This window comes from Marinobacter manganoxydans MnI7-9 (assembly GCF_000235625.1).
Classification (GTDB): domain Bacteria; phylum Pseudomonadota; class Gammaproteobacteria; order Pseudomonadales; family Oleiphilaceae; genus Marinobacter; species Marinobacter manganoxydans.
The window spans coordinates 12877-37757 of record NZ_AGTR01000041.1; the positions used below are offsets into that span (position 1 = coordinate 12877).

Annotated in this window: 21 protein-coding genes; 13 read left to right on the forward strand and 8 right to left on the reverse strand. The window is 60.0% G+C overall.

What is annotated here, in order from left to right; translation table 11 throughout:
* Positions 1–26: 26 nt before the first annotated feature.
* The 5 genes from lysA (at position 27) to KYE_RS10945 (ending at position 5492) form a co-directional block, all read left to right on the forward strand.
* The gene (lysA, locus tag KYE_RS10925; RefSeq protein ID WP_008173209.1) at positions 27–1277 is read left to right on the forward strand and encodes a diaminopimelate decarboxylase; all 1251 of its coding nucleotides are present in this window, start codon (positions 27–29) and stop codon (positions 1275–1277) included.
* 14 nt (positions 1278–1291) lie between these two features.
* Positions 1292–2206 carry a diaminopimelate epimerase gene (gene dapF, locus KYE_RS10930; RefSeq protein WP_008173211.1) on the forward strand — a complete coding sequence of 305 codons (915 nt, stop codon included), beginning with the start codon at positions 1292–1294 and terminating at the stop codon, positions 2204–2206.
* A 16-nt stretch (positions 2207–2222) separates the two neighbouring features.
* Positions 2223–2969, forward strand: a complete 747-nt coding sequence (locus tag KYE_RS10935) for a DUF484 family protein (RefSeq protein ID WP_008173212.1) — start codon at positions 2223–2225, stop codon at positions 2967–2969.
* A gap of 28 nt (positions 2970–2997) precedes the next feature.
* The gene (xerC, locus tag KYE_RS10940) at positions 2998–3930 is read left to right on the forward strand and encodes a tyrosine recombinase XerC (protein WP_008173215.1); all 933 of its coding nucleotides are present in this window, start codon (positions 2998–3000) and stop codon (positions 3928–3930) included.
* Between the two features lie 68 nt (positions 3931–3998).
* Positions 3999–5492, forward strand: a complete 1494-nt coding sequence (locus tag KYE_RS10945; RefSeq protein WP_008173222.1) for a GGDEF domain-containing protein — start codon at positions 3999–4001, stop codon at positions 5490–5492.
* Here KYE_RS10945 and KYE_RS10950 read toward each other — a convergent pair.
* Complete coding sequence (locus tag KYE_RS10950; RefSeq protein WP_008173223.1) at positions 5486–5719, reverse strand: DUF2789 domain-containing protein; 234 nt, start codon at positions 5717–5719, stop codon at positions 5486–5488. The genes KYE_RS10945 and KYE_RS10950 overlap by 7 nt on opposite strands.
* Positions 5720–5815: 96 nt before the next feature.
* On the opposite strand from KYE_RS10950, the gene KYE_RS10955 reads away from it, so the two are divergent.
* Positions 5816–8617 carry an ATP-binding protein gene (locus tag KYE_RS10955; RefSeq protein WP_008173225.1) on the forward strand — a complete coding sequence of 934 codons (2802 nt, stop codon included), beginning with the start codon at positions 5816–5818 and terminating at the stop codon, positions 8615–8617.
* Between the two features lie 12 nt (positions 8618–8629).
* On the opposite strand, the gene KYE_RS10960 is transcribed toward KYE_RS10955, so the two are convergent.
* Positions 8630–8995, reverse strand: coding sequence for a hypothetical protein (locus KYE_RS10960; protein WP_008173227.1), 366 nt, complete (start codon positions 8993–8995; stop codon positions 8630–8632).
* 218 nt (positions 8996–9213) lie between these two features.
* On the opposite strand from KYE_RS10960, the gene KYE_RS10965 reads away from it, so the two are divergent.
* Together KYE_RS10965 and KYE_RS10970 are read left to right on the forward strand one after the other, a co-directional pair.
* On the forward strand, positions 9214–9816 hold the full coding sequence (locus KYE_RS10965) for a hypothetical protein (protein WP_008173230.1): 603 nt from the start codon (positions 9214–9216) through the stop codon (positions 9814–9816).
* 7 nt (positions 9817–9823) lie between these two features.
* Positions 9824–12040: a patatin-like phospholipase family protein gene (locus KYE_RS10970; protein ID WP_008173233.1), complete on the forward strand. Its 2217-nt coding sequence runs from the start codon at positions 9824–9826 to the stop codon at positions 12038–12040.
* A gap of 6 nt (positions 12041–12046) precedes the next feature.
* Here the strand turns inward: KYE_RS10970 and KYE_RS10975 are convergent, their stop codons facing one another.
* The 3 genes from KYE_RS10975 to KYE_RS10985 all read right to left on the reverse strand — a co-directional run bounded on the left by KYE_RS10975 (position 12047) and on the right by KYE_RS10985 (position 15314).
* A complete protein-coding gene (locus KYE_RS10975; RefSeq protein ID WP_008173234.1) occupies positions 12047–12724 on the reverse strand; it encodes a GntR family transcriptional regulator in 678 nt (225 codons plus the stop codon).
* 83 nt (positions 12725–12807) lie between these two features.
* The gene (cls, locus tag KYE_RS10980; RefSeq protein WP_008173235.1) at positions 12808–14238 is read right to left on the reverse strand and encodes a cardiolipin synthase; all 1431 of its coding nucleotides are present in this window, start codon (positions 14236–14238) and stop codon (positions 12808–12810) included.
* Entirely contained in the window at positions 14238–15314 is a 1077-nt protein-coding gene (locus KYE_RS10985) for an AraC family transcriptional regulator (RefSeq protein WP_008173236.1), read from the reverse strand. The genes cls and KYE_RS10985 overlap by 1 nt, the downstream gene beginning before the upstream one ends.
* Before the next feature lie 389 nt (positions 15315–15703).
* On the opposite strand from KYE_RS10985, the gene KYE_RS10990 reads away from it, so the two are divergent.
* From KYE_RS10990 to KYE_RS11005, 4 genes are all read left to right on the forward strand, one after another.
* Complete coding sequence (locus KYE_RS10990) at positions 15704–16501, forward strand: alpha/beta fold hydrolase (protein ID WP_008173240.1); 798 nt, start codon at positions 15704–15706, stop codon at positions 16499–16501.
* Positions 16502–16602: 101 nt separating this feature from the next.
* Positions 16603–17688, forward strand: coding sequence for an SMP-30/gluconolactonase/LRE family protein (locus KYE_RS10995; RefSeq protein ID WP_008173243.1), 1086 nt, complete (start codon positions 16603–16605; stop codon positions 17686–17688).
* The gene (locus tag KYE_RS11000; RefSeq protein WP_008173245.1) at positions 17688–18149 is read left to right on the forward strand and encodes an acyl-CoA thioesterase; all 462 of its coding nucleotides are present in this window, start codon (positions 17688–17690) and stop codon (positions 18147–18149) included. Before KYE_RS10995 ends, KYE_RS11000 begins: the two co-directional genes overlap by 1 nt.
* An 81-nt stretch (positions 18150–18230) precedes the next feature.
* Positions 18231–19214: an NADP-dependent oxidoreductase gene (locus KYE_RS11005; protein ID WP_008173247.1), complete on the forward strand. Its 984-nt coding sequence runs from the start codon at positions 18231–18233 to the stop codon at positions 19212–19214.
* Here the strand turns inward: KYE_RS11005 and KYE_RS11010 are convergent.
* The 3 genes from KYE_RS11010 to KYE_RS11020 form a co-directional block, all read right to left on the reverse strand.
* Entirely contained in the window at positions 19200–21077 is a 1878-nt protein-coding gene (locus KYE_RS11010) for a cation:proton antiporter (RefSeq protein WP_008173249.1), read from the reverse strand. The two genes, KYE_RS11005 and KYE_RS11010, sit on opposite strands and share 15 nt — an antisense overlap.
* Before the next feature lie 21 nt (positions 21078–21098).
* Positions 21099–21890, reverse strand: coding sequence for a tRNA cyclic N6-threonylcarbamoyladenosine(37) synthase TcdA (tcdA, locus tag KYE_RS11015; protein ID WP_169702126.1), 792 nt, complete (start codon positions 21888–21890; stop codon positions 21099–21101).
* Between the two features lie 272 nt (positions 21891–22162).
* Complete coding sequence (locus KYE_RS11020) at positions 22163–23938, reverse strand: acyl-CoA dehydrogenase C-terminal domain-containing protein (protein ID WP_008173252.1); 1776 nt, start codon at positions 23936–23938, stop codon at positions 22163–22165.
* 171 nt (positions 23939–24109) lie between these two features.
* On the opposite strand from KYE_RS11020, the gene KYE_RS11025 reads away from it, so the two are divergent.
* Positions 24110–24853, forward strand: coding sequence for an SDR family oxidoreductase (locus KYE_RS11025; RefSeq protein WP_008173254.1), 744 nt, complete (start codon positions 24110–24112; stop codon positions 24851–24853).
* The last annotated feature ends 28 nt before the right edge of the window (positions 24854–24881 follow it).

The following is a 24881-nucleotide window of genomic DNA, read 5'->3' on the forward strand; positions in this document are numbered from 1 at the left end:
GCCCCGTTAAACGAATCAGGAAACTCATGGATCATTTCAACTACCGCGACGGCGAGCTGTACGCCGAGGATATCCCTGTCTCTGCCATTGCCGATCGTTTTGGCACACCGGCCTACGTGTATTCGCGCGCCACGCTTGAGCGACATTACCGGGCCTATGATGACGCCCTTCGGGATCACCCGCATCTGGTGTGCTACGCCGTTAAAGCCAATAGCAATCTGGCGGTGCTGAACGTTCTCGCGCGGCTCGGTGCCGGCTTTGATATCGTGTCGGCCGGCGAGCTGGAGCGGGTACTGCGGGCCGGTGGTGATCCGTCGCGGGTGGTCTTCTCCGGCGTTGGCAAGCAGGAGTGGGAAATGAAGCGGGCCCTTGAAGTGGGCGTGCGCTGCTTCAACGTCGAATCCGATACCGAACTGGACAGGCTCAATGCGGTGGCGGGAGAACTCGGCGTAAAGGCGCCGATCTCTCTGCGGGTGAACCCGGATGTTGATGCCGGTACCCATCCCTATATTTCCACGGGTCTGAAAGAGAACAAGTTCGGGATTGATATTGCCGAAGCGTCGCAGGTCTATGCCCGTGCGGCAGGTATGCCGAATCTCGACGTGAAGGGTGTGGATTGTCACATCGGCTCACAGCTGACGAGCGTGTCACCGTTCCTCGACGCACTGGACCGAGTGCTGGCCCTGATTGATTCCCTGGCGGACCAGGGCATCCACATTCATCACCTGGATATGGGCGGTGGCCTGGGCGTCACCTACAACCATGAGCAGCCACCACAGCCGTCGGATTACGTGAAAGCGCTGGCCGAGCGCCTGGGTGACCGCAAACTGGAGCTGATTCTGGAGCCCGGCCGATCCATTGCCGCCAACGCTGGCATCCTGGTTACCAGAGTCGAATTCCTGAAGTGCACCGAGCACCGGAATTTTGCCATCATTGATGCCGCCATGAATGATCTGATCCGGCCGGCCCTGTACAGCGCCTGGCAGGCGATTATCCCGGTCAAGCCACACCAGGATGGTGAGGAAAAGGCCTGGGATCTGGTTGGTCCGGTCTGTGAAACCGGCGATTTCCTGGGCAAGGACCGTCACCTGCGCCTGCAGGCCGGGGATCTGCTGGCGGTTCGCTCTGCGGGAGCCTATGGCTTTGTCATGAGCTCAAACTACAACACGCGGAACCGGCCGCCGGAACTCATGGTCGATGGCGACCAGGTGCATGTGGTCCGCCGCCGTGAAACTCTCGAAGACCAGCTCGCACCCGAGAGCTGCCTTCCGGAATGAGCGGGAGCGAGGAGATGACACAGCAACGCCGGACCCAGGGCCCCATGCTTCGATTCACCAAGATGCATGGGCTGGGTAATGATTTTATGGTGGTGGATGCCATCAGCCAGCCTTTTCGTCTGCGCCCCGAGATGATCCGCGAACTGGCCAACAGGAATTTCGGAATTGGCTTCGATCAGTTGCTGGTGGTGGAGCCGCCCGGGCTGCCGGATGTCGATTTCCGCTACCGCATTTTCAATGCGGACGGGTCCGAGGTGGAGCAGTGCGGCAACGGTGCCCGCTGCTTCGCCCGGTTTGTCCGGGACCAGCGACTGACCAACAAAAAGGTCATCCGCGTCCAGACCGCCAAGGGCGTGATCGAGCTCCGTGTCGGCCGGGAAGGCATGGTGATGGTCAATATGGGCGTGCCCGAGTTCAATCCGCCGGCCATTCCGTTCGCCGCCGACCGTCGAAAGGATGTCTACACCGTGGATGTGGACGGCCAGACAGTGGAACTGAGCGCCTTGTCCATGGGTAACCCCCATGGTGTGCTGCTGGTTGAGGATGTAGACCAGGCGCCGGTGGAAACGCTGGGGCCCAAGCTCGAGCGGCATCCCCGCTTCCCGGCACGGGCCAACATCGGGTTTCTCCAGATTCTGGATCGTACCCATGTCCGCCTGCGGGTGTTTGAGCGTGGCTCGGGCGAGACCCTCGCCTGCGGTAGTGGTGCCTGTGCCGCCGTGGTGGCCGGCTGCCTGCGAGGCCTGCTGGATGCCCGCGTGGAAGTGGAATTGCGGGGTGGCCCTCTGGTCATTGAATGGCAGGGTGAAGGGACCCCTGTTATGATGGAAGGGCCTGCAACCAGCGTATTTGAGGGGCAGTTGAGGCTGCCGGGTGATTCTGGTGGTCGTCGACGCAGGAGCGCTCGCCCCCATAAACAACGATCCTGACAGCCAGGAGTACTCCATGACAGAACAAACGGCCCGCCAGAAGGCCGGTGAGCTCACCCGGGAAGAGGTGGCGGATTACCTGCGCGCCAACCCCGATTTCTTCATCGACCAGGACGAGCTGCTGCGCAGCCTGACCCTGCCCCACGACAGTGGCCGGGCCATTTCGCTGGTCGAACGCCAGGTGCATCTGTTCCGGGAGCAGCGGGACACCCTGCGCAGGGAGTTGGTAGAGCTTGTATCCATCGCCCGCCATAACGACCGGTTGTTCGAGAAGAGCAAGCGTTTGCTGATGCAGGTGATTGAAGCGCGGACGCTCAACGATATGGCTGCTGCCATTGATGACAGTATCCGTGGTGATTTCGGTCTCGACGCCGCTTCCGTGTTGTTGTTTACCGATGTTGAGCTGCCTGAGGCCTCTCAAGGCGCCCTGCATGTGGTCAGTCCTTCTGCGGCCCGTGAGCGCCTGGGCAGCCTGCTGGAAGGTGAGCGGGCTGTGTGCGGTCAGTTCCGTGAAAGCGAACGGGAGTTCCTGTTTCCGGACCGTGAAGAACCCATTGCCTCGGTCGCCCTGGTGCCGCTGAGGCATGACGAGCTGGTGGGCGTGTTTGCGGTCGGTAGCTGCCAGCCGGGGTACTTTGACCAGAGCATGGGTTCCCTGTTCCTGAGCTACATCAGCGACACACTAAGCCGCCTGCTGCCGCCCATGGTGCAGCGCCACACAGCGGCTGCTCCGGTCACCGACATGGCGACGGAGTCCCGCTAAAGTGTCAGAAGCCCCGGAGAGTCCGACAGTGCCCAATGAGCTGACCGGGCCGCTGGCGGAATTTATCCGGCACCTGGCTTCTGAAAAACGCCATTCTCCGAGAACCTGCGACAGCTACCAGCGCGACCTTTTGCGTCTGGCGGACTGGTTGGGCCGCAGTGGATTCGTTGCCTGGCAACGGGTGACCAACCACGACCTGCGCCGCTACGTCGCGACGCTCAGCCGGGAGGGGTTGTCAGGCCGGAGCATTGCCAGACATCTCTCGGCGACCCGCCGTTTCTACCAGTTCCTGCTCAGGGAGAAGCTGGCATCGGATAATCCGGCGCTGGATATCCGGGCCCCCAAGAGTGGCCGCCGTCTGCCTCGCGTTGCAGATGTGGATCAACTGAATCATCTACTGGACGGACAGCCGGACGATCCCCTGGAAGTGCGGGATCTATGTATGTTCGAGCTGATGTATTCTTCCGGGTTGCGGCTGGCGGAGCTGGCAAGCCTGGATCTGGATACCGTCGATCTGCGCAGTGGTGAGGTTCGCGTGATGGGTAAGGGTGACAAGGAACGGCTGCTGCCCGTCGGACGAAAAGCCATTTCAGCCATACAGGCCTGGCTACCGTACAGAGCGGCGCTGGCCAATGACGGTGAGGCTGCTCTGTTCGTCAGCCAGCGGGGCGAAAGACTCAGCCACCGAAGTATCCAGGCCCGCCTTAGCCGTTGGGGAATCAGCCGTGGTGCCGACCAGAAGCTCCATCCGCACCTGCTGCGACACTCGTTTGCCAGCCACATGCTTGAATCCAGTGGTGACCTTCGTGCCGTACAGGAACTTCTGGGCCATGCCGACATTGCCACGACCCAGGTCTATACTCATCTTGATTTTCAACATTTGGCCCGGGTTTATGACCAGAGTCACCCCAGAGCACGACGCGATCGGTATCATGGTAAAACCAGTGACGAGAGTTCCTGAGACCAGCACGGGTCATCTAGGGGTTTTTCACACATCAACAGTACAGCAAGGATAGGCGGGAGCGCTCCATGGCATCGGATCAGTCCTGGAAGGAAAAATACCTTCAGGAACTCGAGTCTGCAGACAATCGGGAAAAGCAGTGGAAGGCGGAGCGGAATACCCTTGAACGCATGCTGGTGCGCACCAGTCTCGCCTCCGAAGGCCAGACCCCGGAGCTGGATCGGTTGCTGGCTCGCATCCGGAAGGACCTGCGGAAGAACCGGGTAGATGTGGACGCCTGGAAGGACTTGCAGGATCAGATTGATCGCCAGGTCGCCTTGCTCGATGAGCGCCAGTCGGCCAACGACAGGAAGCCTTCCTTTTTCTCCCGTCTGGCGCGAGAGCCAGAGCAAGAGTCCCAGCAACAGCAGCAACAGGTCAGCGCGGAACCTTTACCGGAAAGCAGCGAGCAGCCTGAGTCCCTCCCGGGCAATGAACAGGATATCGAGGACAACGTCCAGCGGTTGCGCATTGCCCGCCGTGTGGGCCAGCTGTTGGGTCAGATGCTTACCCAGGTCTCCCTTGAGCCCGCCGCCGAGGCCCGGGCACGGGCGCTGCAGCAATCTCTGCTTGCCAGTAACGACTGGAACGAATTGCGCGAAGGCCTGAACCACGTGGCTGAGCTGGTCATCGCTGCAGTTACCCGGAGCAAGCGAGAATTCGAAGCCTTTCTCAAACGCCTTGATGAACGTCTGGAGCTGTTGAAGGAACACTTCTCGGCCCAGTCCTCGGCCCAGTGCGGCCGGCTGGATGCCTCAGAGCACCTTGATCGCGAGATCCGCGAGGAAATTGAGCGGGTCGGGCAACGTTTGCAGGAGAGCGATGACCTTCAGGATCTCAAACAGTCGGTCAGTCGTCATCTTGAGTCCATTGGTCAGGCGGTAGGCCGTTTCCGTACCCAGGAATCCGAGCGCGAGCGTGCGCTCTCCGAGCAGCTTGAGGCCATGCAGGAGAAAGTGGCGGCCATGGAGGCCCACTCCGAGCAGATGCAGGAACAGGTCCGTAAGGAGAGGCTCCGGGCCATGACCGACCTGCTTACCGAGTTGCCCAACCGTGAAGCCTGGCAGGAGCGACTGTCATTCGAGTACAACCGCTGGCAACGCTACAGCCATCCGTTGACCATCGGTGTGCTGGATATCGATCTTTTCAAACGGATCAACGACTCCTATGGTCACAAGGCCGGCGACAGGGTGTTGCAGCTGGTTGCGAGAGAGTTCAGGGATCGCTTGCGCACCACGGACTTTGTGGCTCGTTTTGGCGGCGAGGAATTCGTGGTGTTGTTCCCGGAAACCGAACCTTCGGACGCGCGAGCAGTGGTGGACAAGTTGCGGGAACATGTCGGCAAGCTGCCGTTCCACTTCCGCGGCGAGCCGGTCACTGTGACCTTCTCAGCCGGCCTCGCGGGATTCATTGCCGGCGACACCGAGGAGTCGGTGTTCGACCGGGCCGACCGGGCCCTCTATCAGGCCAAGGACGCCGGCCGGGACCAGGTGATGATCAGCGACAGTGCCGACGTTCAGTGACGCATCATTGCGTCCAGCTCGTCGATCACCTCCGCCCAGTCGCTGTCTTCCTCCAGGCCTTCTTCCAGGAAGTGAGACTGGCTTTCGGACCAGATGGGAGCATCCTGGATGGCAACTTCGCTCGGCAGGGGCGAGTACCTGGCGACAAAATCCTCAATGCTTTTGGCGTCGGACGCCAGGCCTAGTTGCTCGAACAGAGTACTGAGGGTGTGTTTGCTGGTGTCCATGGACATTCGTCTCCCGTTGGCCGTTTGCCTGAATGAAATCAATGGCGTTTGCAGGTATTGTTCCCTGAAATGTAGCGGAACCCTTAAGGATATCCAGTGAAGGTTACCCTTGCCTTTCTACTATGCTGCCTGTTGGCGCTGTTTCAATCCCCCCTGCGGGCGGAACCGCCGCAAGCATCGCCGGCCCCCGTGCTAGGCAAAGAGGAGTTGACCTGGCTGGAAGGGCAGGACCGGTTTCGTATCGGTCTCCGCAGCGATCAGGTGCCGCTGGTTTTCGATACCGGCAATGGCGTGCTTGCGGGCACCTACATTGACTACCTTGCCCGGCTCTCCGACAAACTGGGCGTCGCCATGGAGCCAATCGTCCTCGAGACCGGGCAGGATAGCGGCCCGGTCAGGAGTGAGCTGGCAACCGATGCGGTTCTGACCACAAGAATGCCGGGGATGCCGGTGGTGCCCGGCAAGCGTTTCACCGATCCCCTGATGTCTCTTACCTATGGCGTGTTCGTCAGCGCCGGCGATGCGGCTATCCGGACCCTTGCCGATCTTGAGGGCAGCCGGATTGCGGTTATTGCCGGTGACCCCAACCAGTATCCCATGCTGGACCCCGTCGAGGAGTTTACGCCGGTGCCGGTCAGCAACGTCAGCGAAGCCGTCGGCCAGATTCTTTCGGGGCAGGCCGATGCGTTTCTGGCGCCGGTGCCCGTGGTGTCCGATTACCTCCAGTCGGCGATGGTGAATGGGATCGGTCTGTCGGTACTGCTCGATAACAGCCCGGTAGATGTGGTGTTGCGGGTGGATACCGATCGGGACCTGCTTTACCAGGTGCTGAACAAGGCCATTGCCGCAATCGGCCATAACGAACACCGCACCATCCGCCAGTCATGGCTGCAGGCCGATCAGCCGTCCCTTGAACGAAGTGGCCTGGAATTGTCCGGATCGGATATGGAGTGGCTCAAACAGCATCCGGATCTGAAAGTCGCGTTTCGCGCGGACTGGCCGCCGTTTGAATACACCCAGGACGGCCGGCCCACCGGCCTGGTTCCAGATTTGCTGACCCGGCTGGAAACCGAGCTGAACGTGCGGTTTACGCGCACTGTCGCTGGAAGCCGCATGGATGCTGAAGAAAAGCTGCGTTCGGGCGAGGTGGATATTCTTCCCGGGTTGTCCCGGACGCCGCGCACCGAAGAGGCATTTCTGTTTACCCGGGCCTATCTGACCGTGCCCATCGCCCTTGCCATCCGGGACGACGGTCGCTTTATCGGCGATCTCCGGGAACTCCGCACGGAACGGGTGGGTGTGGTGAACCGGCATGCGGCCCACGATTACCTGTTGATCAATCATCCGAACCTGGATCTTTACCCGATGGATACGGTGGAGGAGGGGCTTCTGGCGCTATCCAACGGCGACCTGGATGTCATGGTTACCCATATTCCGGCGGTCAGCTACACAGTCGCCCGGCTGGGACTGTCAAACCTAAGGATTACCAGCATCACTCCCTACCAGTACGACCTGCGACTGGCCGTACGCAAGGACAACCCTGAGCTGCACCGGGTGCTGAACAAGGCGCTGGGCAGTCTCGAAGCCAGCGAGACAGAATCCATCTACAACAGGTGGATTCATCTGGATATCGAGCAGGAGACCGATTACACCGTGGTGCGGCGGGTGGTGCTGATCGCCATCCTGGTCGTGCTGATCTTCCTGTACTGGAACCGCAAGTTGTCGCGGGAGGTGGATGAGCGTATCCGTTCGGAGAATGCCCTGCGCCGGAGCGAAGACGAGTTGCGGGCCGCCAAGCTCGAAGCCGAGAGGTTGGCCCGGGAGGCGGAGGCCGCCAGCCTGGCCAAGAGTGAGTTCCTGGCCAATATGTCCCACGAAATACGAACGCCGATGAACGCGGTGATCGGCTATAGCGATCTGCTCAGCAACAGTGTTACCGACCCGCAGCAGCGCAATTACCTGGACGCCATCCGGGCGGGAAGTCGAAGTCTGCTGATGCTGATCAACGACATTCTGGACCTGTCCCGAATCGAGGCGGGAAAAATGCGGTTGGACTATTCCGCCGTATCGGTCCGTCGTCTCCTGGATGATGTTCGCCACATTTTCGATCTGCGGGCCCGGGAGCAGGGCATAACCCTGGAAGTGAGTGTCGACTCGCGAATGCCCGGCGCCATGATGCTGGATGAAACCCGTCTTCGGCAGGTTCTGTTCAATCTGGTCGGCAACGCCATCAAGTTCACCCACGATGGTGGTGTCACAGTTCGGGCAACCGCGAAGCCGCTCAAGAAGCGGTCGGCAGAAGCGGAACAGAACCCGGAAGCGCCGGAACGCCAGTATTACAAGTTGATCGTCACGGTCAGCGATAGCGGTATCGGTATCCCGCCAGATCAGGTGGAGCGTATTTTCGATGCCTTTGAGCAGCAGGAGGGGCAGAATACGCGGCGCTATGGTGGAACCGGTCTCGGGTTGGCCATCAGCCGGAAGCTGGCCCGTATGATGGGCGGTGAGCTGGAAGTTGAGAGTGAGCAAGGTTCCGGTTCGGTCTTTACGGTGACCTTGCCCCGGGTTGAGGCGACGGTGGAACAGGCGGAAGACGAGGGCGTTCCCAAGGAATCCGACCGGCTGCTGGCCCAGACTCTCAGCATGCAGGAGCGGGGCTGGCTCAGGGAACAGCTCGCGGCGGATTTTGGTGACGAGTGGGAAGCTGTGAGAGAGAGTGGCGATCCGGAGCAGATGAAAGACTTTGCACGCCGGGTGCTGGCCTGGGGCCAGCGATTCCGGTCACGCTCCGTTACCCGTTACGGGGAGAAGCTGCTTGCGGATGTCGAGGCATTCAATCTGGACGCGGTCAACAGTGCTCTTGAGGCCTTCCCGAAGCTGCTCGGCCGCGAAGAGTAAGAGCCGGGTGGGTTACAGACAATCGAACTGCGAGCGACGGTCGAAAGCGACCGAGACCATGTCGTAACCGGAATCCGAGAGTTGGCGGATCAGGTCGCGGTCTTTCAGCAGAGTCATGCAGACCTTGTGCACGCTGGCCTGAAGCTGTTCAGAGGCCATGTCGTTAGAAGCCAGGCGGAAATCCACAATCAGGTATTTGCGCTCGACCGCCGCGCTGGCGGGGATATCCTGTCGTTCAACGCTCTCGTACCCGATATAGGTCGCCTGGGCTTCCGGAAACACCTGGCTCATGAGTACATCAAGATTTTCGGCATGAACAAGCGGTGCCGACAGCAAAAGGGCTGTGGCAGCGAGGCGAAGTGAGCGTGTGATCGTCATTGGAGGCCACTCCCTGGTGACATTCCGGTTAATCTGTAACCAAGTGTAAAGTTTGGTTACCGTTGATTATTGCAGAGTCTGTCGCATTTTGCGTGATATGTGACATTAATTTTTCAATTGTTTGCAGTCTCGATACAGTGACGACCGGGCTTTCGGGCTCCCGGTCCGGTGCACGATCAACTATGATGTGGGTAAGACGGACTTAGAGAGGAAAACGCATGTTTCAGCTTGTCTTTAAAGGGGAATGCGTTCCCGGAACGGATCTGGAAACTGCGCGCAACAATGCCAGAACCCTGTTCAAGGCGTCTCTTGATCAGGTTGATCGCATGTTCAGTGGTCAGCCGGTGGTTATTCGCAACAAGCTGGAAGAGGTTCAGGCTGAAAAATACCGGGCGGTGTTGAAAAAGCACGGCATGGTAGCTTATGTCCAGCCGATGGCTGACGCCCGGCCTGCTGCCAGTGCGGCACCACAGCCAGCCCCGTCGGCCCCCGCAAGTCAGCCCCGTCCGCAGCCGGCGCCCTCTGCCCCGCCGGCGGAAGGGCAGCGCCGTGGGGTTCCTGAAACCGAGCCTGGCGATCGTTTGCCGGTGGCGGGCGAGAAGGTGGATACGATACTTTCCGGCTCCGGTCTGAGTCTGGATCCGGTCGGGGTCAACCTGACAGAGAAGACCGAAGTGGAGCCACCGATGTTTCAGCATCTGGACGAGTGGAGCCTTGCTCCGGCTGGCAGTGATCTGGGTGTCGAGCGTGACCTGCCGCCGCCGATGATACCTGACGTATCCCACCTGTCACTGGCGGACGACTCCTCCGAGCGGAAATAACCCAATTGTGAGCCAGTGCAACCCCTGGGGCCGGAATGCCCCTCGACTGATCGCCGTCATCATGATTCTCCTGGCACCACTGGCTTCGGCTGAGGAGCGTCCCAAGGTAGGGCTGGTTCTGAGTGGCGGCGGCGCCAAGGGTATGGCCCATGTTGGCGTGCTGCGGGTTCTGGAGGAAATGCGGGTTCCTGTTGATCTGGTGGTGGGCACCAGCGCGGGTTCCGCAGTCGGTGCCCTGTATGCCAGTGGTATGCCGGTCAGTGACATCGAGCAGCGCTTTATCGAGATGGACTGGCTTTCCAGCTTTCGCGACGATCCCGGCCGGGTCTACAAGCCGGTTCGGCGCAAGCAGGATGACTGGCGGTTTCCGGTGGTCCCGGGCATCGGTGTTCGCGCCGATGGCCTGCGTGTCGGCGGCGGGCTGATTGCCGGGCAGAATCTAGGTTTTATCCTCAACGAGCTGACCCACAACGCCGCCCTGGTTGAAGACTTCGACCGGCTCCCCATTCCCTTCCGGGCGGTTGCCACCGATCTCGAGACCGGTGAGCAGGTGGTCATCGGTGACGGTAACCTCTCCGAGGCCATCCGTGCCAGCATGAGTATTCCCGGGGTATACGCGCCGGTGGAACGTGATGGCCAGTTGCTGGTGGATGGGGGCGTCGCCAACAACCTGCCCATCAGCGTTGCCAGGGATTTGGGCGCCGACATCATCATCGCAGTGGATATTACCGACAGTCTGATGGAAACCGACGAGCTGCGGGGCGCGTTTTCCGTTGTCGGTCAACTCACAACCATCATGACCCGTCGGAACACCGACCAGCAGCTGGATCTGCTCGCCGAAGACGATGTTCTGATCCGCCCCGACCTCGAAGGCTACACCTCCGCTGACTTTTACGATGCGCCGGTTCTGTTTGAGCTGGGCGCCAGCTCGGCCCGGGAACACGGCGTCGAACTGCGTCCGTTGGCATTATCCCGCAAGGCCTGGGCCGATTGGCGGGACAGCGTGTCAGCGCAGGACGCGGGTGCGCGTATCGTGTCACGCATCGAGATCGAAGACAGTCGTCGGTTGGCCCGGGACTTCCTCAAGGAACGAATCCGGCAGAGAATCGGAGAGCCACTGGACACCGCCCGCCTGGAAGCCGACCTCAAACGGATCTACGGGCTTGGCTATTACGAGATTGTGTCTTATTCGACCTCGTCTTTGCCCGAGGGAACCGTTCTGACCATCCGCGTCCAGGAGAAGAGCTGGGGGCCGAACTACCTGTCTTTCGGTTTGAGTTATGAGGATAACTTTGACGGGGAAACCCGGTTCAATCTTGCCTCTTCCCTTCGAATGACCGAGCTCAATGCCCTGGGCGGGGAGTGGCAGACCGGTGTTCAGCTGGGCACCGAGCCCTGGGTTCGCAGCCAGTGGTATCAGCCGCTGGATTACGGCTATGAGCGGTTTCTGGTGCTCGGTGGCGAGTACTCCCGGGATACCTTCAGCCTGTTTGATGCCGTCGGAACCCGCGTTACGGAGGTGGATGTGACCTTCCGGAAAGCGGATCTGGCACTGGGCATGGAAATCGGCGGCAATGCCGAAGTTCGCCTGATCTATGCGCGGGGCTATGCCACGGTTGACGAGCAGATCGGACAACCGGTAGCGCCGGAGGGGTCGGTGCACCAGGGTGGGCTGGCCGTGCAACTGGTACACGACTCTCTGGACGATACTTTCTATCCTCGCGACGGTGGCTTTGCCGGCCTTCGTGGACGTTTTGAACGGGAGGGCCTGGGATCCGACCGGGAGTTCGATTCGGTAACCGGCCTGGCGCTGGGAACCGGAAGCTGGAAAGGCCTGACCCTGACCGGACTGGTCTTCGGCCATGCGGTAACCCGGGGCACTCCCGGAATTGAAAATGCCGTCCGCCTGGGTGGATTCCGCCGGCTATCGGCATACGCGCCGGGTGAGATTACCGGAGACAACGCGTTAATGGTTTCAGCCTATGCCAGCCAGACCTTTGGCGGCCCGCTGCTGCCCTGGTTCGTTGGCGCCGGGTTCGAGGCGGGTAATGCCTGGCCCTCTCTGGATGAGGCGAGCTGGGACAGTTCGGTGAAATCGTCCAGCGTATTCGCCGGCGTGGATACCTTCCTCGGCCCGGTTCAGGTGGCCGCAGCCTACAACAACGAAGACAACTGGACGGCCTACCTGAACATTGGTTTCTCGTTCACCCAGCTCTTTTACTGAGTGCCTTCAGGCCGTTCTGCTGCCGGTCTTTTCAATGGCAGTGAGAACCTGCTGGCATTGTTGCAGGGCATAGCGGTGCAGGATGTCTGCCAGGCGATCCTCATCCCGATCCTTGATGGCACTGATTGACTGTTCCATGTGGGACAGGTTGTCCTCAATGACACGATTGCCTCCTTCCTGGAAGGCGACGAAGGCACAGCGCTTTGCCGAAGGCCAGAGGTCATCAATGGCAGAGACAATGAAGTAGTTGTCGGCATAGGCCAGCGATGCCTTGGTGTACTCAATGCCCAGCTCCAGAAACGCCATAAGATCGTTTTTCCTGTAGCAGGCCTGCATCTGCTCATACAGGCTCTCCAGCCGGGCCATGTCCTCGGGCTGCCAGTGACGCACCAGCTTGCGACCGGTGTGGGTGAGGTAGAGCTCCAGAGTCTCGTACAGGCTGCGAACGAAGTATTCATCCAGCGGAGTCACGAACGCGCCTTTGCGGGGTACGTTGCGGACCAGATGCCGCTTCTCCAGCAGCAGCAAGCCTTCCCGTATGGATCCATGACTGACGTCCATCTGTTTCGCCATGGCGCCCTCGTAGATCCGTTCACCGGAGCGCAGCTGGCCAAAGGCAATCAGGTTTTCGATGTGGCGTGCGACCTGTTCGGTCAGTGTTTCTCTGGGCTTGAAGGCATTCATGGTGATCTGTCGCTACTGCATACTGGCTGAATCGTCCTGGCATAGTCGCACATCGGCTATTCCGGAGCCAGTGGACGGATGGCCTATAGCAGTGGCGCCAGCAGGCGGACGGCCCGGCAACACAGGCGGAACAGGATCGACCGATCCTTGTAGTCGCTCTCGATCATCAGGCGGGAATTGTCCAGATCGTGTTCCAGCATGGATTCCACACTCCGGATGAAATGCCTTGCGGTGGTTATGGCGGTGATCTCGAAATTCAGTCGCATCGAGCGGTTGTCCATGTTGGCGGTTCCCACCGCCGCGTATCGATCATCCACCAGGATCACTTTCTGATGCATGAAGCCAGGCTGGTAGCGATAGATGCCGATGCCGGTCTTGCAGGCCTGGACGAGGTAAGAGTAAGCCGCCAGGCCAATCAGGCGGCTGTCCGATTTCTCCGGAATCAGGATTCGTACGTCCACGCCCCGGAGCGCCGCCAGTTGAAGGGCGTTCATGATCTGGAAATCCGGAACAAAATAGGGCGAGGCGATCCAGAGCCGGGTGCGGGCATTATTGATGCAATTGAGGAAAAACAGTGTGCAGGTTTCCCCGCTGTCCGCAGGTCCTGTTGGCAGCATCAGCACCTCGTCGTCGCCGGGCTGGTTGTCGACCGGCGCCCAGTCGAGGCTGGGAAAATCGTTGCTGGCCCAGTTCCAGTCTTCCAGCCATGCCAGCTGCAGGCCGGTGACGGCCGGACCCTCAATCCGGCAGTGGGTATCGCGCCAGGGTTCCTGGTCCATGGCAGTGCCCAGGTATTCGTCCCCCAGGTTGATGCCACCCACAAAGCCGATCTTGCCGTCGCAGACCAGCAGTTTCCGGTGGTTCCGGAAATTGATCTGGAACCGCCTCCGGCGGATGTTGCCGTTACCGAACGAGGCCACGCGGGCGCCGGCGGCGGCGAGCTGGTTCAGGTATTTGCGCGGCAGCCAGACGCTGCCAATGTCGTCATACAGAAACCAGACTTCCACACCCTGGGCCAGTTTGCGCTCGAGAATTGACTTGATCCGGCGGCCAACCCGGTCTGACCGCACGATGTAGAATTCCAGCAGGATATAGTGCTCGGCGTCTTCCATGGCTTCGAACAGGGCCTCGAACGTGGCCTCACCGTCCCTGAGCAGGGTACATCGGTTGCCATCGGTGAACGGCTGCCGGCCCAGTCGGCAGAGCACCTGAAGTTCGTCGGTGAACCGTTCGCTGGCGGGGATGGGTATGGAGGTTGTTTGCTGCTCGAACCGGTTCAGCAGATTGGTCAGGGATTCGTCGCCAAGCCGTCGGGCTTTCACGTAGCCGCCAAACCGATGCCGCCCGAACAGCACGAACATGGGCACAGCCAGGTAGGGCAGGCCGATCAGGGCAATGACCCAGGCAATGGCACCCTGTGATGTCCGATAGGTCAGAAGAATACGGTAAATACAGGCAAATGCGCCCAGGTAAACGGCCCCGACCACCAGTGCAACGAGAGACAGCTCGTCCATCATTGCGCTCCCTCATCTGCCTGGTGGCCGTAGGGCCCCGATGTGGCCAGATGCCTTGCCCGGTACTCTGCCGGTGAGGTGCCGGTCCAGCGCTTGAACGCCCGGCTGAAGGCGCTGAGCTCTGAAAAACCCAGCAGAAAAGCAATTTCACCCAGAGCGTACTGGTCGGCCGCAACATACCTGAGCGCCTTGTCCTGGCGAACCTGCTCAACCAGGCCATGGAAGCTCAGGCCTTCCTTCTTGAGCTTGCGGTAGAGCGTCTGGCGGCTCATATGGCATTGCCGGGCAAGGCTGTCGGCATCGATTCTTTCGGTCGCCATCTGCTTCGAGATCAGTCGGCGAATCCTGCGGCCGAACGAGCGGCGGCTCTGAAGCCTCGCCAGCAGCGTATTGACCTGCTTCAGTACTGCCGAATACACGTAGGGATTGCGGCGTGGTATCGGGTGCCCCAGATGCCGGCTGTTGAACGCCAGCCGGGTAATACCGCAATCAAACCGCACCGGGCCACCGAGAAGCTTTTCGTACTCGTCGGCGTACACCGGCGCCGGATGGGCGATCTCTACCCATTCCGCCCGGATGCCCGGATGAATGAAGTGGCGGGTGCGGGTGATGGCCGCAGCCAGGGTCCGGTCCATATCCTGCCGGCAGTAATGTTCGGCCATGTCCGGTTGCCAGCAGAGAATGGCCTGGTCGGCGGTCTGTTCGAAGCTTAGGAATACCGACTCGTTGATCAGCCGATGCAGGCGCACGTACTGGGTAACGGCTTCACCCAGGGTGTCACAGTTGAAAAACACATGCCCGACCAGTCCCATCCGCTCGGGATCCACCACTTTTCCGGCGTGCAGCCCGACAGCCGGATCGCCCGTTACCAGCTCGGCGTGTTCCCACAGCCGGTAATGGGCATCGGCGGGCACGCGCCGGTCCGGGTCGGTGAGCTCCGACATGGCCAGCCCGGTCAGCTGTTCCACCCTTGGCGCATTGAGAACACCCTGGCGTTCCAGATAGTGAACCAGCGCCAGCGTGCTGGAGGCAGCGACCAGGGGTGCGCTGGTGGAGTCTGATTGGGCAGATGTCACGTTGATAGTTAACGACCTGTCATGATGACTGATACAAAATGTCAAGTGGGTGCAACGGCCTGTCAAGGGTTACCCGTGGCTTTAACGATAGCATCAACGTATCAGGTTGAAGCAATGGAAAAGCAATCAGGAGGTGTTTTATGGAACAGGAAATTTTCGTACCTCATACCGAGCTTGAGCGTAAAAACGTGATTGAGCTTGCCGAGTATCTGAACAGCATCTTCTATTGCTGATCCTTCAGACGTCACGTCTATGACCTTCAAGCCGGGCTTTGCCCGGCTTTTTTTCGTCCACGGAAAATGACCGCTAATACCGGCACTTGCTCGCAAGACTGGCAGTGGTAATGTATCCGGTCTGAGAACGCAGACCAATCCGGAGACTGACTGCCCATGACTGTTGCGCTGAACCACCGCATTACCGGCGAAGGCCCGCCCCTGATACTGCTGCACGGGCTGTTCGGCTCCCTGGACAACCTGGGGGGTATCGCCCGCCGTCTGGAAGACCAGTGGCAGATTCACGCACTGGACGAGCGCAACCACGGGAGTTCGCCCCACACGGATACCATGGACTATCCGGCCATGGCCGCCGACGTCATCGCCTACATGGACGCCCAGGCGCTGGACAAGGTGAGCCTGCTGGGTCATTCCATGGGTGGCAAGGTGGCGATGCAGGTTGCCCTCCAGGCTCCGGAGCGCGTGGAAAAACTGATCGTGGCCGACATTGCCCCGGTAAACTACAAACCCCGGCACGATGCTATTCTGGACGGGTTGACCAGCATGGATCTGACCGGTGTGCGTTCCCGTCAGGACGCAGACAGGCTGATGGCAGATTTTGTCGAAGAGCCGGGTGTTCGCCAGTTCCTGCTGAAAAACCTGGAACGGATTCCCCGCGAAGACCAGCAGGAGGGCGGGCCAATGTTCCGGTGGCGGCTCAATCTGCCGGTTATCGATGCCTGCTATGAACATCTGGCCAGGGCGCCGGAGGGTGATGGCCCGTTTGATGGTCCTGTGCTGTTTCTGAAGGGCGCGGATTCGGCCTACATCCAGGAAAAACACCGGGATGATATCCAGCGACTGTTCCCGCAGGCACAGCTGCGTATTATCCAGGGGACCGGCCACTGGCTGCACGCTGAGAAAGCCGACTCCTTTGCTGCCCTGTGCCGCCGTTTCCTCAGCGCCGATGAATGATGGTGTCCTGCGTAGGGCATTTTCCTGCTCACCGGCCCGTCTGCTAAGGTGGGCCAATCGCTGACACACGGAATGGACACAACAACAGGCGGGCAGAGTGTATGAAATGGCTGATGGTGGGTTTGCTGGTTGTCTTCCTGCTGCTTGGCAGTTTCCTGCTGACTCCCTCGCCCGTCGACAGCAAAGCCTGGAACCCCCCATCGCCGCCTCCGCTGACCGGTGAGGTTGCGCCAAATGAGCGCCTGAGGCTTGCGGACCTGATCGCCAGGGGCCAGGTATACGGCCCCGAGGACACAGCCGTGAGCGAGGATGGTGTGCTTTATACCGGCACCCAGGATGGCTTCATCGTGCGGGTGTTCCCGGATGGCCGGGTTGAAAACTGGTTGTCCACCGATGGTCGGCCCCTGGGCGTGGTGTTTGACAGCCAGGGCAATCTCATCGTTGCAGACTCCTGGCGGGGGCTGCTGTCTATCAGTCCTGAGGGCGAGATCACCGTACTGGCCCGCGAGGCGGAGGGAACGCTGTTCCGCTTCACCGATGACGTCGACATTGCCGATGACGGGCGCATTTATTTCACCGACGCCAGCTCCAAGTTCCATCAGCCGGAATACATGCTGGATCTTCTGGAAATGCGTCCCCATGGCCGCCTGCTCCGCTACTCTCCAAAAACCGGCAAGGCCGAGGTTCTCCTGGCCAACCTGCATTTTGCCAATGGTGTTGCGGTATCTCCGGAGGGCGACTATGTGCTGGTTAACGAAACCTGGAAATATCGCATCCTCCGATACTGGATTCACGGGCCCAAAGCCGGCCAGGCGGAAGTCTTTGCCGACAATCTGCCCGGTTTTCCCGATAACCTCGCGGTGGATGATCAGGGGCGCTACTGGGTGGCGTTTCCTACCCTTAGAGATTCGAGGATGGACGCCATGCACCCCCGGCCCTGGCTCAAGGATCTGGTGGCTAAACTCCCGAGCAGCCTGAAACCTGCGCCACAAGAATATGGTCTTGTGATTGCGTTCGACCGGGACGGTGAGGTTATTACCAGTCTCCACGACACTCGGGGGACCCATTTGCAGGAAATCACCTCAGTGAATCCTCACGATGGCAACCTGTACTTTGGTTCACTTCACAATGATCGTATTGGTCGGCTACCGTTGCAGGCCATTCCGGGTCTGGGGGACAGCAACTGATGCAGCAACACGATATTGACTGGGATCTGCCGGCGCCTTTCACGATCGAGATAGCGGTACGGCCCGAGGATACCGATCGGCTTGGGCACGCCAACAACGTTGTTTACGTACGGTGGCTGGAAGACGTCAGTTGGGCCCACATAGAAAGCCTGGGTATGACCTGGGAATTGCACGAGAAAACCGGCAAGGCGATGGCCATTACCCGAACGGAAATCGATTACCTGGCCTCGGCGAACGCCGGCGATCAACTGGTTCTTGGGACCTGGCTCACCGATTACGATGGTCGGTTCCGGTCTGCACGGCAGTTCCAGCTCGTTCGTCCCTCGGATGGCAGAACCCTGGTCAGGGCCGTTTCCACTCACGCCTGTGTTGATCTGAAAAGCCAGCGGCCTGCCCGTGCGCCCAAAGAGTTCGCCGAGATTCTCGGTTCCGCTGTGGTAGCCGGAGGCAAAGGGCTGTAGGTCACCCGAGGTCTTTTGTGCTTTACTTCAGCTAATCTTGTTCAAAGCCAATCCCGTTTAACCTGTTGTCCGGAGATCTTCATGGAAAATACTGCCGATCAGAACGCTGAAGCCACGATGCGCCATGTGATCTACGATCGCTTTGGTGAGCGTGACGTCCTGCAAGTGGTCTCGGCCGATGTGCCAGTCCCCGGAGACGATCAGGTGCTCGTCAGGGTGCACGGTGCCGGGCTCAATCCGATCGACTGGAAAACCCGGAAGGGGCTTGGTTTCGCGGCGCGGCAGATCGAGAATTCGTTGCCGTGGACGCCCGGTTACGATGTCGCCGGAGAGGTTGTCGGAGTAGGTGCCAACGTGACCACCCTGGCGCCCGGTGACCGGGTCATGGGCATGGTCGGATTCCCGGCCGGCGGTGGCGGTTATGCGCAGTATGCCCTGGCCGCGGCCGATGAACTGGCCATCGTGCCGGAAGAACTGGACCTGGTGTCTGCAGGTGCCTTGCCCCTGGCGGCACTGACCGCATGGCAGGCTCTGTTCGAGATGGCGAAACTTGAGTCGGGGCAGAAAATCCTGATCCACGCCGGCGCCGGTGGCGTGGGGCATTTTGCGGTGCAGTTTGCATTGGAGCGCGGTGCCCATGTCATTGCAACGGCCTCGGCCGGTAACCGGGATTTCCTGGCGGAACTCGGGGTCCACGAGGTGATTGACTACCGCAACACGGATATCGCCGAAGAGTGCTATGGTCTGGACGTGGTACTGGACCTTGTTGGCGGTGATACCGGCAAACGCTCCCTGCACACGCTCGGCGAACATGGAGTCCTCGTGACCATCCCGACGGTTACCGCCGACGAAATCATCAGTGCTGCCGAGGAAATGGGTTTACGCGCCCATGGCATGACTGTGCGTCCCGACGTGTTTCACCTGGATGAGATTGCCGAGCTGATTGAGGACGGCGACGTCAAGGTGCACATCGAAAAGGCGTTCGCGCTGGACGATGTCGCGCAGGCCCACGAACTGCTGGAAGGCGGGCACGTGCGCGGCAAGCTGGTGCTAGATTGTCGATGAGGGTTCCTGATCGGCCGGTTGATCCTGGCTGGCCGATGGTTCTCCTCCCTCTTTCTCCTTGCGCTCCTTGCGGGCCTGGGGCGGTACCAGGCTGATCAGGATCCAGTCGTTTTCCGGTTTCAGGTCTTTCATGCTGCAAACCGGGGCGACGTGTTCCTTGCTGTCGAACGTGAACAGCACCAGGGCCTGGTTCTGGTATTTGTTCAGGAACTCCTCGTAACCGAATTCCTCACTCAACTGGGTGGTCTTTACGGTGTAGCCCTGGCTCACCAGACTGGCCAGCTTGGCGTAGCTGACGCCATCGAACAGGCCCCGGGTCATCTGTATTTTTTCAGCCGTCTGATGCCGGGCCTTCTGGTCCTGATCACCTTCGGCCAGGCTGAACACGCACTTGTTTCCGAACCAGTCCAGGAAGTGGTACGTGGCCAGTGAGTTCATGTGCTTGTACGGGGAGATCACCAGCAGCTTACCGATGCCTGTCAGGTCCAGATGGGTCGATGCATGCTCGGAAACCGGGTTGCCGAAGTACACCTGCAGGTTCTCCATGCGGGCCTGACGGACGTTTTCCCAGTTGGTGTCCGCCAGGGTCACGGGCACCTCATACTTTTTCAGGGCCATGCCAATCATACGGGCCACCGGATTGGCGCCCAGGATCAGGAAGCCGTATTCCGCTGGTTCCGCGACCTTCAATAGGCGGGCAACCGGCCGTGCGGTGAGGCTCTGCAGAGTAACGGTGGCGATAATCAGCATAAACACCAGGGGTACCAGGGCGCCGGCACTCTCATAACCCAACTTCTGCAGCTGGAAAGCGAACAGCGCTGACACCGCGGCCGCGACGATGCCCCGGGGGGCGATCCAGCTCAGAAATAGCTTTTCCCGCAAGTTCAGGTTGGTGCCGATGGCCGACAGGAAAATACTCAGGGGGCGGGCTACCAGCATCAGCAGGGCCAGCACAGCCACCAGGCCCCAACCCAATTCGGCAATCGCCGCAAACTCAACTCGCGCCGCCAGAATAATGAACAGGGCGGATATCAGCAGAACGCTCAGGGATTCCTTGAACTCGAGGATGCTCTCTATAGGCACCTGCTTCATGTTGGCCATCCAGATGCCCATGATGGTCACGGTCAGCAGGCCAGACTCATGGGCCAGTTCGTTCGAAATGGCATAGACGCCGAGCATGAAAGTGAGTGTGCCAGCGTTATGCAGGTACTGCGGAATCCAGTGCTTGCGCAATACGATGCCGTTGAGATACCCGGCCACGGCACCGATCACAAAACCCACAGCCAGGGTTTTTCCAAAGATATACAACGAGTGGCCAAACACGTTGCCCTGGCCCCAGGAGACAATCCCCTCGAATACCAGAACCGCCAGCAGAGCGCCAACGGGGTCAATGATGATGCCTTCCCAGCGCAGTATGTTGGCCAGTTTCGAATCGGGTCGCACGGAGCGCAGCAGCGGCGCGATAACCGTCGGGCCGGTGACAATCGAGATGGCGCCAAACAGCAGGGCGACTGCCCAGGAGACATCCAGAAGCCAGCGGGCAGCCAGGGTGCCGATGATGCAGGTGACGATAGAACCGACCGGAATGAGGTTGCGGACCATTTTGCCATGGCCCCGTATCTCCTCGTAGCGCAGGGTCAGGCTGCCCTCAAACAGGATGATGGCAACGGCCAGGGAAATGACCGGGAACAGCAGGTCCCCGAAAACCACTTCCGGGGACAGGAAGCCGAGAACAGGCCCGGCGGCAATGCCGCCAGCCAGCAGGAACAGGATGGCGGGCATACGCACGCGCCAGGCAAGCCACTGGCAGAACAATGATAAAACGCCAATGCTGGCAAGAAGCAGGACAGTGCTGACTGGCATAATGGTTTCAGTTCCGTTGATCTATTGGTTGGCGCGCCGGGCAATCCGGTTCAGGAGTCGGGAAGCCGCAAATAAACCGAAGCTGGCGGTCACCGGGCTGGCGGCGCCAAAGCCGGAGGCGCAATCCAGGCGCACCGGACCGTCGGTGGCCGGTTTCTGCAGGCACACTTCCCCGTCTCCGGCAGGATACGTCAGCTGCTCGAGGGAGTATACGGCCTCAATGCCAAAGCGCCGCTTTGGATTCCGGGAAAAGCCATATTCCCGCCGCAGAAGGTTTCGAACCTTGGCCAGCAGTGGGTCCTGGGTTGTTTTGCTGAGGTCTGCCACCTGGATCTGAGTGGGGTCGATCTGTCCGCCTGCGCCGCCGGCACAGACCAGAGGAATTTTCCGGCGCTGGCAGTGGGCAATCAGGGCGGCCTTGGCTTTGACGCTGTCGATGGCGTCGATCACCCCGGTCATGTCTTCGGTGATCAGCTCGCTGACGTTCTTCGTGGTCAGGAAGCCGAAATGCACCCGAATGTCGGCTTCCGGGTTGATCGCCCGCAACCGGTCTGCCATGGCGTCGGTTTTGGTACGGCCGTACTGGCCTTCCAGGGCGTGGAGCTGGCGGTTGGTGTTGGACACACAGACATCGTCCATGTCGATCAGGGTGATGGTACCAACGCCACTTCGGGCCAGGGCTTCAGCGGCCCAGGACCCGACCCCGCCAAGACCGACCACAGCAATATTGGCGTGACGAAAGGCTTCCAGGGCCCGGCGCCCGTAGAGTCGTTCGATGCCACCAAAGCGGAAAGCGTAATCGTCGGCGTTCATGGTGTCCCCGTGCAGGTCCGGTCGCAGACCGGACAGAATCAAAGATCGCAATTGTAACCCAGTGACCGCACAGACAAAAAAGGACCATAAAAAAAGCCACGCAGGGCGTGGCTTTCAAAGTGCCCAGTCCGACGGGGAGCTGGGCGGGACTAGTTCAGAGACACTAATCAACGTGATCATTATCAATGGCCAGTGCATTCACCTGAAGGTCACAAGCTGTCATTGATCGGTCATTTCCGGCCAGGCCTTGGGAGCACTGGCCGGATAGCGGATCACGCGGCCCAGTGGTCGTCCGAGAACGCCATCAGGCTGTCCTTGCCACTCTGAATGTCACCCAGCAGCCAGTCGACTTCCGGAAGCAGCCTTTCAAAGTAGAAGCGGGCAGAGACAACCTTGCTCTCGAGCAGGGGCTTGTTGCCTTCGCCGGCGGCAAGCTGTTCGTTGGCAACGTTTGCCATCCTGGACCAGAGGTAACCGATGACCGTCAGCGCCATCAGGCGCAGATACGGTGTCGCGGCGGCGCCCGCCTGCTCCGGATCTTTCGGTGCGTTGCTGGCCAGCCACATGGTGGCTGTCTCAAGCGCCTTCATGGCGTTTTTCAGCTCTTCACGGTGCGGCGCTTCCGGATTGTCCTTCAGATATCCGCTCAGGGTGCCAAAGAGGGTGCGCACCAGCTGGCCGCCTTTCAGACTCAGCTTGCGGCCCACGAGGTCCATGGCCTGAATGCCGTTGGTGCCCTCGTAGATCCTGGCGATCCGGCCGTCACGAACCAGCTGCTCCAGCGGCCAGTCGGTGGTGAAGCCCGAGCCACCCAGTACCTGCAGCCCGGTGTTGGCGTTGTTGAAGCCTTCGTCTGTCAGGAACGACTTCACCACCGGGGTAAGCAGTTGAACCAGATCGTCCGCGGATTCCCGAACGGTCTCGTCTGGATGGGCGACAGAGAGATCCAGTTGGTGGCCAGCAAACAGGGCCAGAGCACGCATGCCCTCGTTCAGAACTTTCTGGCGCATCAGCATTCGGCGTACATCCGGATGCACGATGATCGGGTCTGCGGGACCATCGGGGTTCTTCGGGCCGCTCAGTGAACGGCTCTGCAGGCGCTCACGGGCAAAGCCGAGGCTTTCCTGGTAGGCCATTTCGGCCAGGCCCAGGCCCTGCATACCAACCATCAGGCGCGCCTCGTTCATCATGGTGAACATGGCACGCATACCATCGTTCGGCTCGCCGACAAGCCAGCCTTTGGCGCCCTCGAAGTTCATGACGCAGGTTGCAGAACCCTTGATGCCCATTTTGTGCTCAAGGCCGCCACAGAAGGCCGGGTTTCGCTCCCCGGATTCCGGCAGGAACTTGGGTACCACAAACAGGGAAATGCCCTTGGTGGTATCCGGCGCGCCGGGCAGCTTGGCCAGAACCAGATGCACGATGTTGTCCACCAGGTCGTGTTCGCCCCCGGTAATCCAGATCTTGGTACCTTCGATGGCGTAGCTGCCGTCATCGTTCGGGTTGGCGCGGGTGCGAATCAGGCCAAGATCTGTGCCGCATTGGGGTTCGGTCAGGCACATGGTGCCGGTCCACTCGCCGGAGATCAGTTTTTCCAGATAGATGTTTTTCAGTTCGTCCGACCCGTGTGCGTGCAGGGCACTGATGGCGCCATGGGTCAGGCCCGGATACATGCCCAGGGAGAGGTTGGTGGAGCAGACCATTTCGTCCACCACGAACTTCAGGGTGTGGGGCAGGCCCTGGCCGCCGTATTCAAGCGGTGCGTCCAGCGCTGTCCAGCCGCCCTCAACGAACTTCTTGTAGGCATCCTTGAATCCTTCGGGCGTTTTCACCGAGCGGGTCTCGGGATCGTAGGTACAGCCTTCCCGGTCGCCGACCTGGTTGGTGGGCTGGATGACTTCTGCGGCGAGCTTGCCAGCCTCGTCAATAACCGCGGAAATCAGATCCGGGGTGGCATCTGCGTATTTTTCCAGCTCATGCAGCCGGTCTGCGCCCAATACATCAAACAACAGAAAGCGAAGGTCATTCGCCGGAGCCTGGTATTGCATGGATACTCTCCTACGTGCGCTTTTTTTACTGGAGTTCTGCCCGGAACGGCAGGACCCCGAAGATGATTTGAACACTGGTTTCATACGCCTGTTTTAATGCGCTGGTTCACCGTTTTGGGCAGTCCGGACGATAGAATTTTCGTATGTCCTCCTGAACCAAGGAGGTATCAAATGAAACAAGTGTTGATAGCCGGGGTTTCCGGCGCAATCGGTGGCGCTTTGGCAAGCCGGTTGCTTGAGCGTGATTCCCAAACCAGGGTGATCGGGTTGTGCCGTGATCCGGAGAATGCGCCGGACGCTTTGCGCAGCCATCAGCGCATCACTTTGCTGCCCTGGGATGCCGAAAGCAGTGCCGCGCCCGGTGCGATTGCCGAGGCACTGGAATCGCTGCTAAACAGGGAGGATGGGATTGATAGCTTTATTTATGCCGCGGGGCTGCTTCACGGGCCGGATATGTTCCCGGAGAAGCGCCTTGAAGACCTCGATCCGCAGAGTATGGCGCGTGCGTTTGCTGTCAACGCAACCGGTTTCGGATTGCTGACCCAGGCGCTATTGCCATGGCTGCGACATCGGGCATTCAAACGGGTGGTGGCTATTTCCGCCAAGGTTGGCTCGATAACCGACAACGGGTTTGGCGGCTGGTATGCCTATCGTAGTTCAAAAGCGGCGCTGAATATGCTCGTTCGCAACCTGTCCATTGAGTTGCCGCGCCGGTGCAAGCCGCTAGCCTGCGTATCCCTGCATCCTGGCACGACCGAATCGGCGTTGAGCGAACCGTTCAGCCAATCTCTCGCCAAGCTTAACGTGCATACTCCAGAGGAGACGGCTACCAACCTTCTGGAGGTGCTCGATGGACTGGGGGAAGACGATAACGGAAAGTTTCTGAGCTGGGATGGTACAGAGCTGCCCTGGTAGTTCGGGCAACCCTGGTGTCGGCTACAAA

Bases quoted from the DNA above. Each gene is read 5' to 3' on its own strand.
- KYE_RS11020 (WP_008173252.1), bottom strand. From the start codon at position 23,938: ATGCAATACCAGGCTCCGGCGAATGACCTTCGCTTTCTGTTGTTTGAT.
- KYE_RS11000 (WP_008173245.1), top strand. From the start codon at position 17,688: ATGCAGCAACACGATATTGACTGGGATCTGCCGGCGCCTTTCACGATC.
- KYE_RS11025 (WP_008173254.1), top strand. From the start codon at position 24,110: ATGAAACAAGTGTTGATAGCCGGGGTTTCCGGCGCAATCGGTGGCGCT.
- KYE_RS10965 (WP_008173230.1), top strand. From the start codon at position 9,214: ATGTTTCAGCTTGTCTTTAAAGGGGAATGCGTTCCCGGAACGGATCTG.
- KYE_RS10990 (WP_008173240.1), top strand. From the start codon at position 15,704: ATGACTGTTGCGCTGAACCACCGCATTACCGGCGAAGGCCCGCCCCTG.
- cls (WP_008173235.1), bottom strand. From the start codon at position 14,238: ATGGACGAGCTGTCTCTCGTTGCACTGGTGGTCGGGGCCGTTTACCTG.
- KYE_RS11005 (WP_008173247.1), top strand. From the start codon at position 18,231: ATGGAAAATACTGCCGATCAGAACGCTGAAGCCACGATGCGCCATGTG.
- KYE_RS10950 (WP_008173223.1), bottom strand. From the start codon at position 5,719: ATGGACACCAGCAAACACACCCTCAGTACTCTGTTCGAGCAACTAGGC.
- KYE_RS10945 (WP_008173222.1), top strand. From the start codon at position 3,999: ATGGCATCGGATCAGTCCTGGAAGGAAAAATACCTTCAGGAACTCGAG.
- KYE_RS10960 (WP_008173227.1), bottom strand. From the start codon at position 8,995: ATGACGATCACACGCTCACTTCGCCTCGCTGCCACAGCCCTTTTGCTG.
- tcdA (WP_169702126.1), bottom strand. From the start codon at position 21,890: ATGAACGCCGACGATTACGCTTTCCGCTTTGGTGGCATCGAACGACTC.
- KYE_RS10935 (WP_008173212.1), top strand. From the start codon at position 2,223: ATGACAGAACAAACGGCCCGCCAGAAGGCCGGTGAGCTCACCCGGGAA.
- KYE_RS11010 (WP_008173249.1), bottom strand. From the start codon at position 21,077: ATGCCAGTCAGCACTGTCCTGCTTCTTGCCAGCATTGGCGTTTTATCA.
- lysA (WP_008173209.1), top strand. From the start codon at position 27: ATGGATCATTTCAACTACCGCGACGGCGAGCTGTACGCCGAGGATATC.
- dapF (WP_008173211.1), top strand. From the start codon at position 1,292: ATGACACAGCAACGCCGGACCCAGGGCCCCATGCTTCGATTCACCAAG.
- KYE_RS10975 (WP_008173234.1), bottom strand. From the start codon at position 12,724: ATGAATGCCTTCAAGCCCAGAGAAACACTGACCGAACAGGTCGCACGC.
- KYE_RS10995 (WP_008173243.1), top strand. From the start codon at position 16,603: ATGAAATGGCTGATGGTGGGTTTGCTGGTTGTCTTCCTGCTGCTTGGC.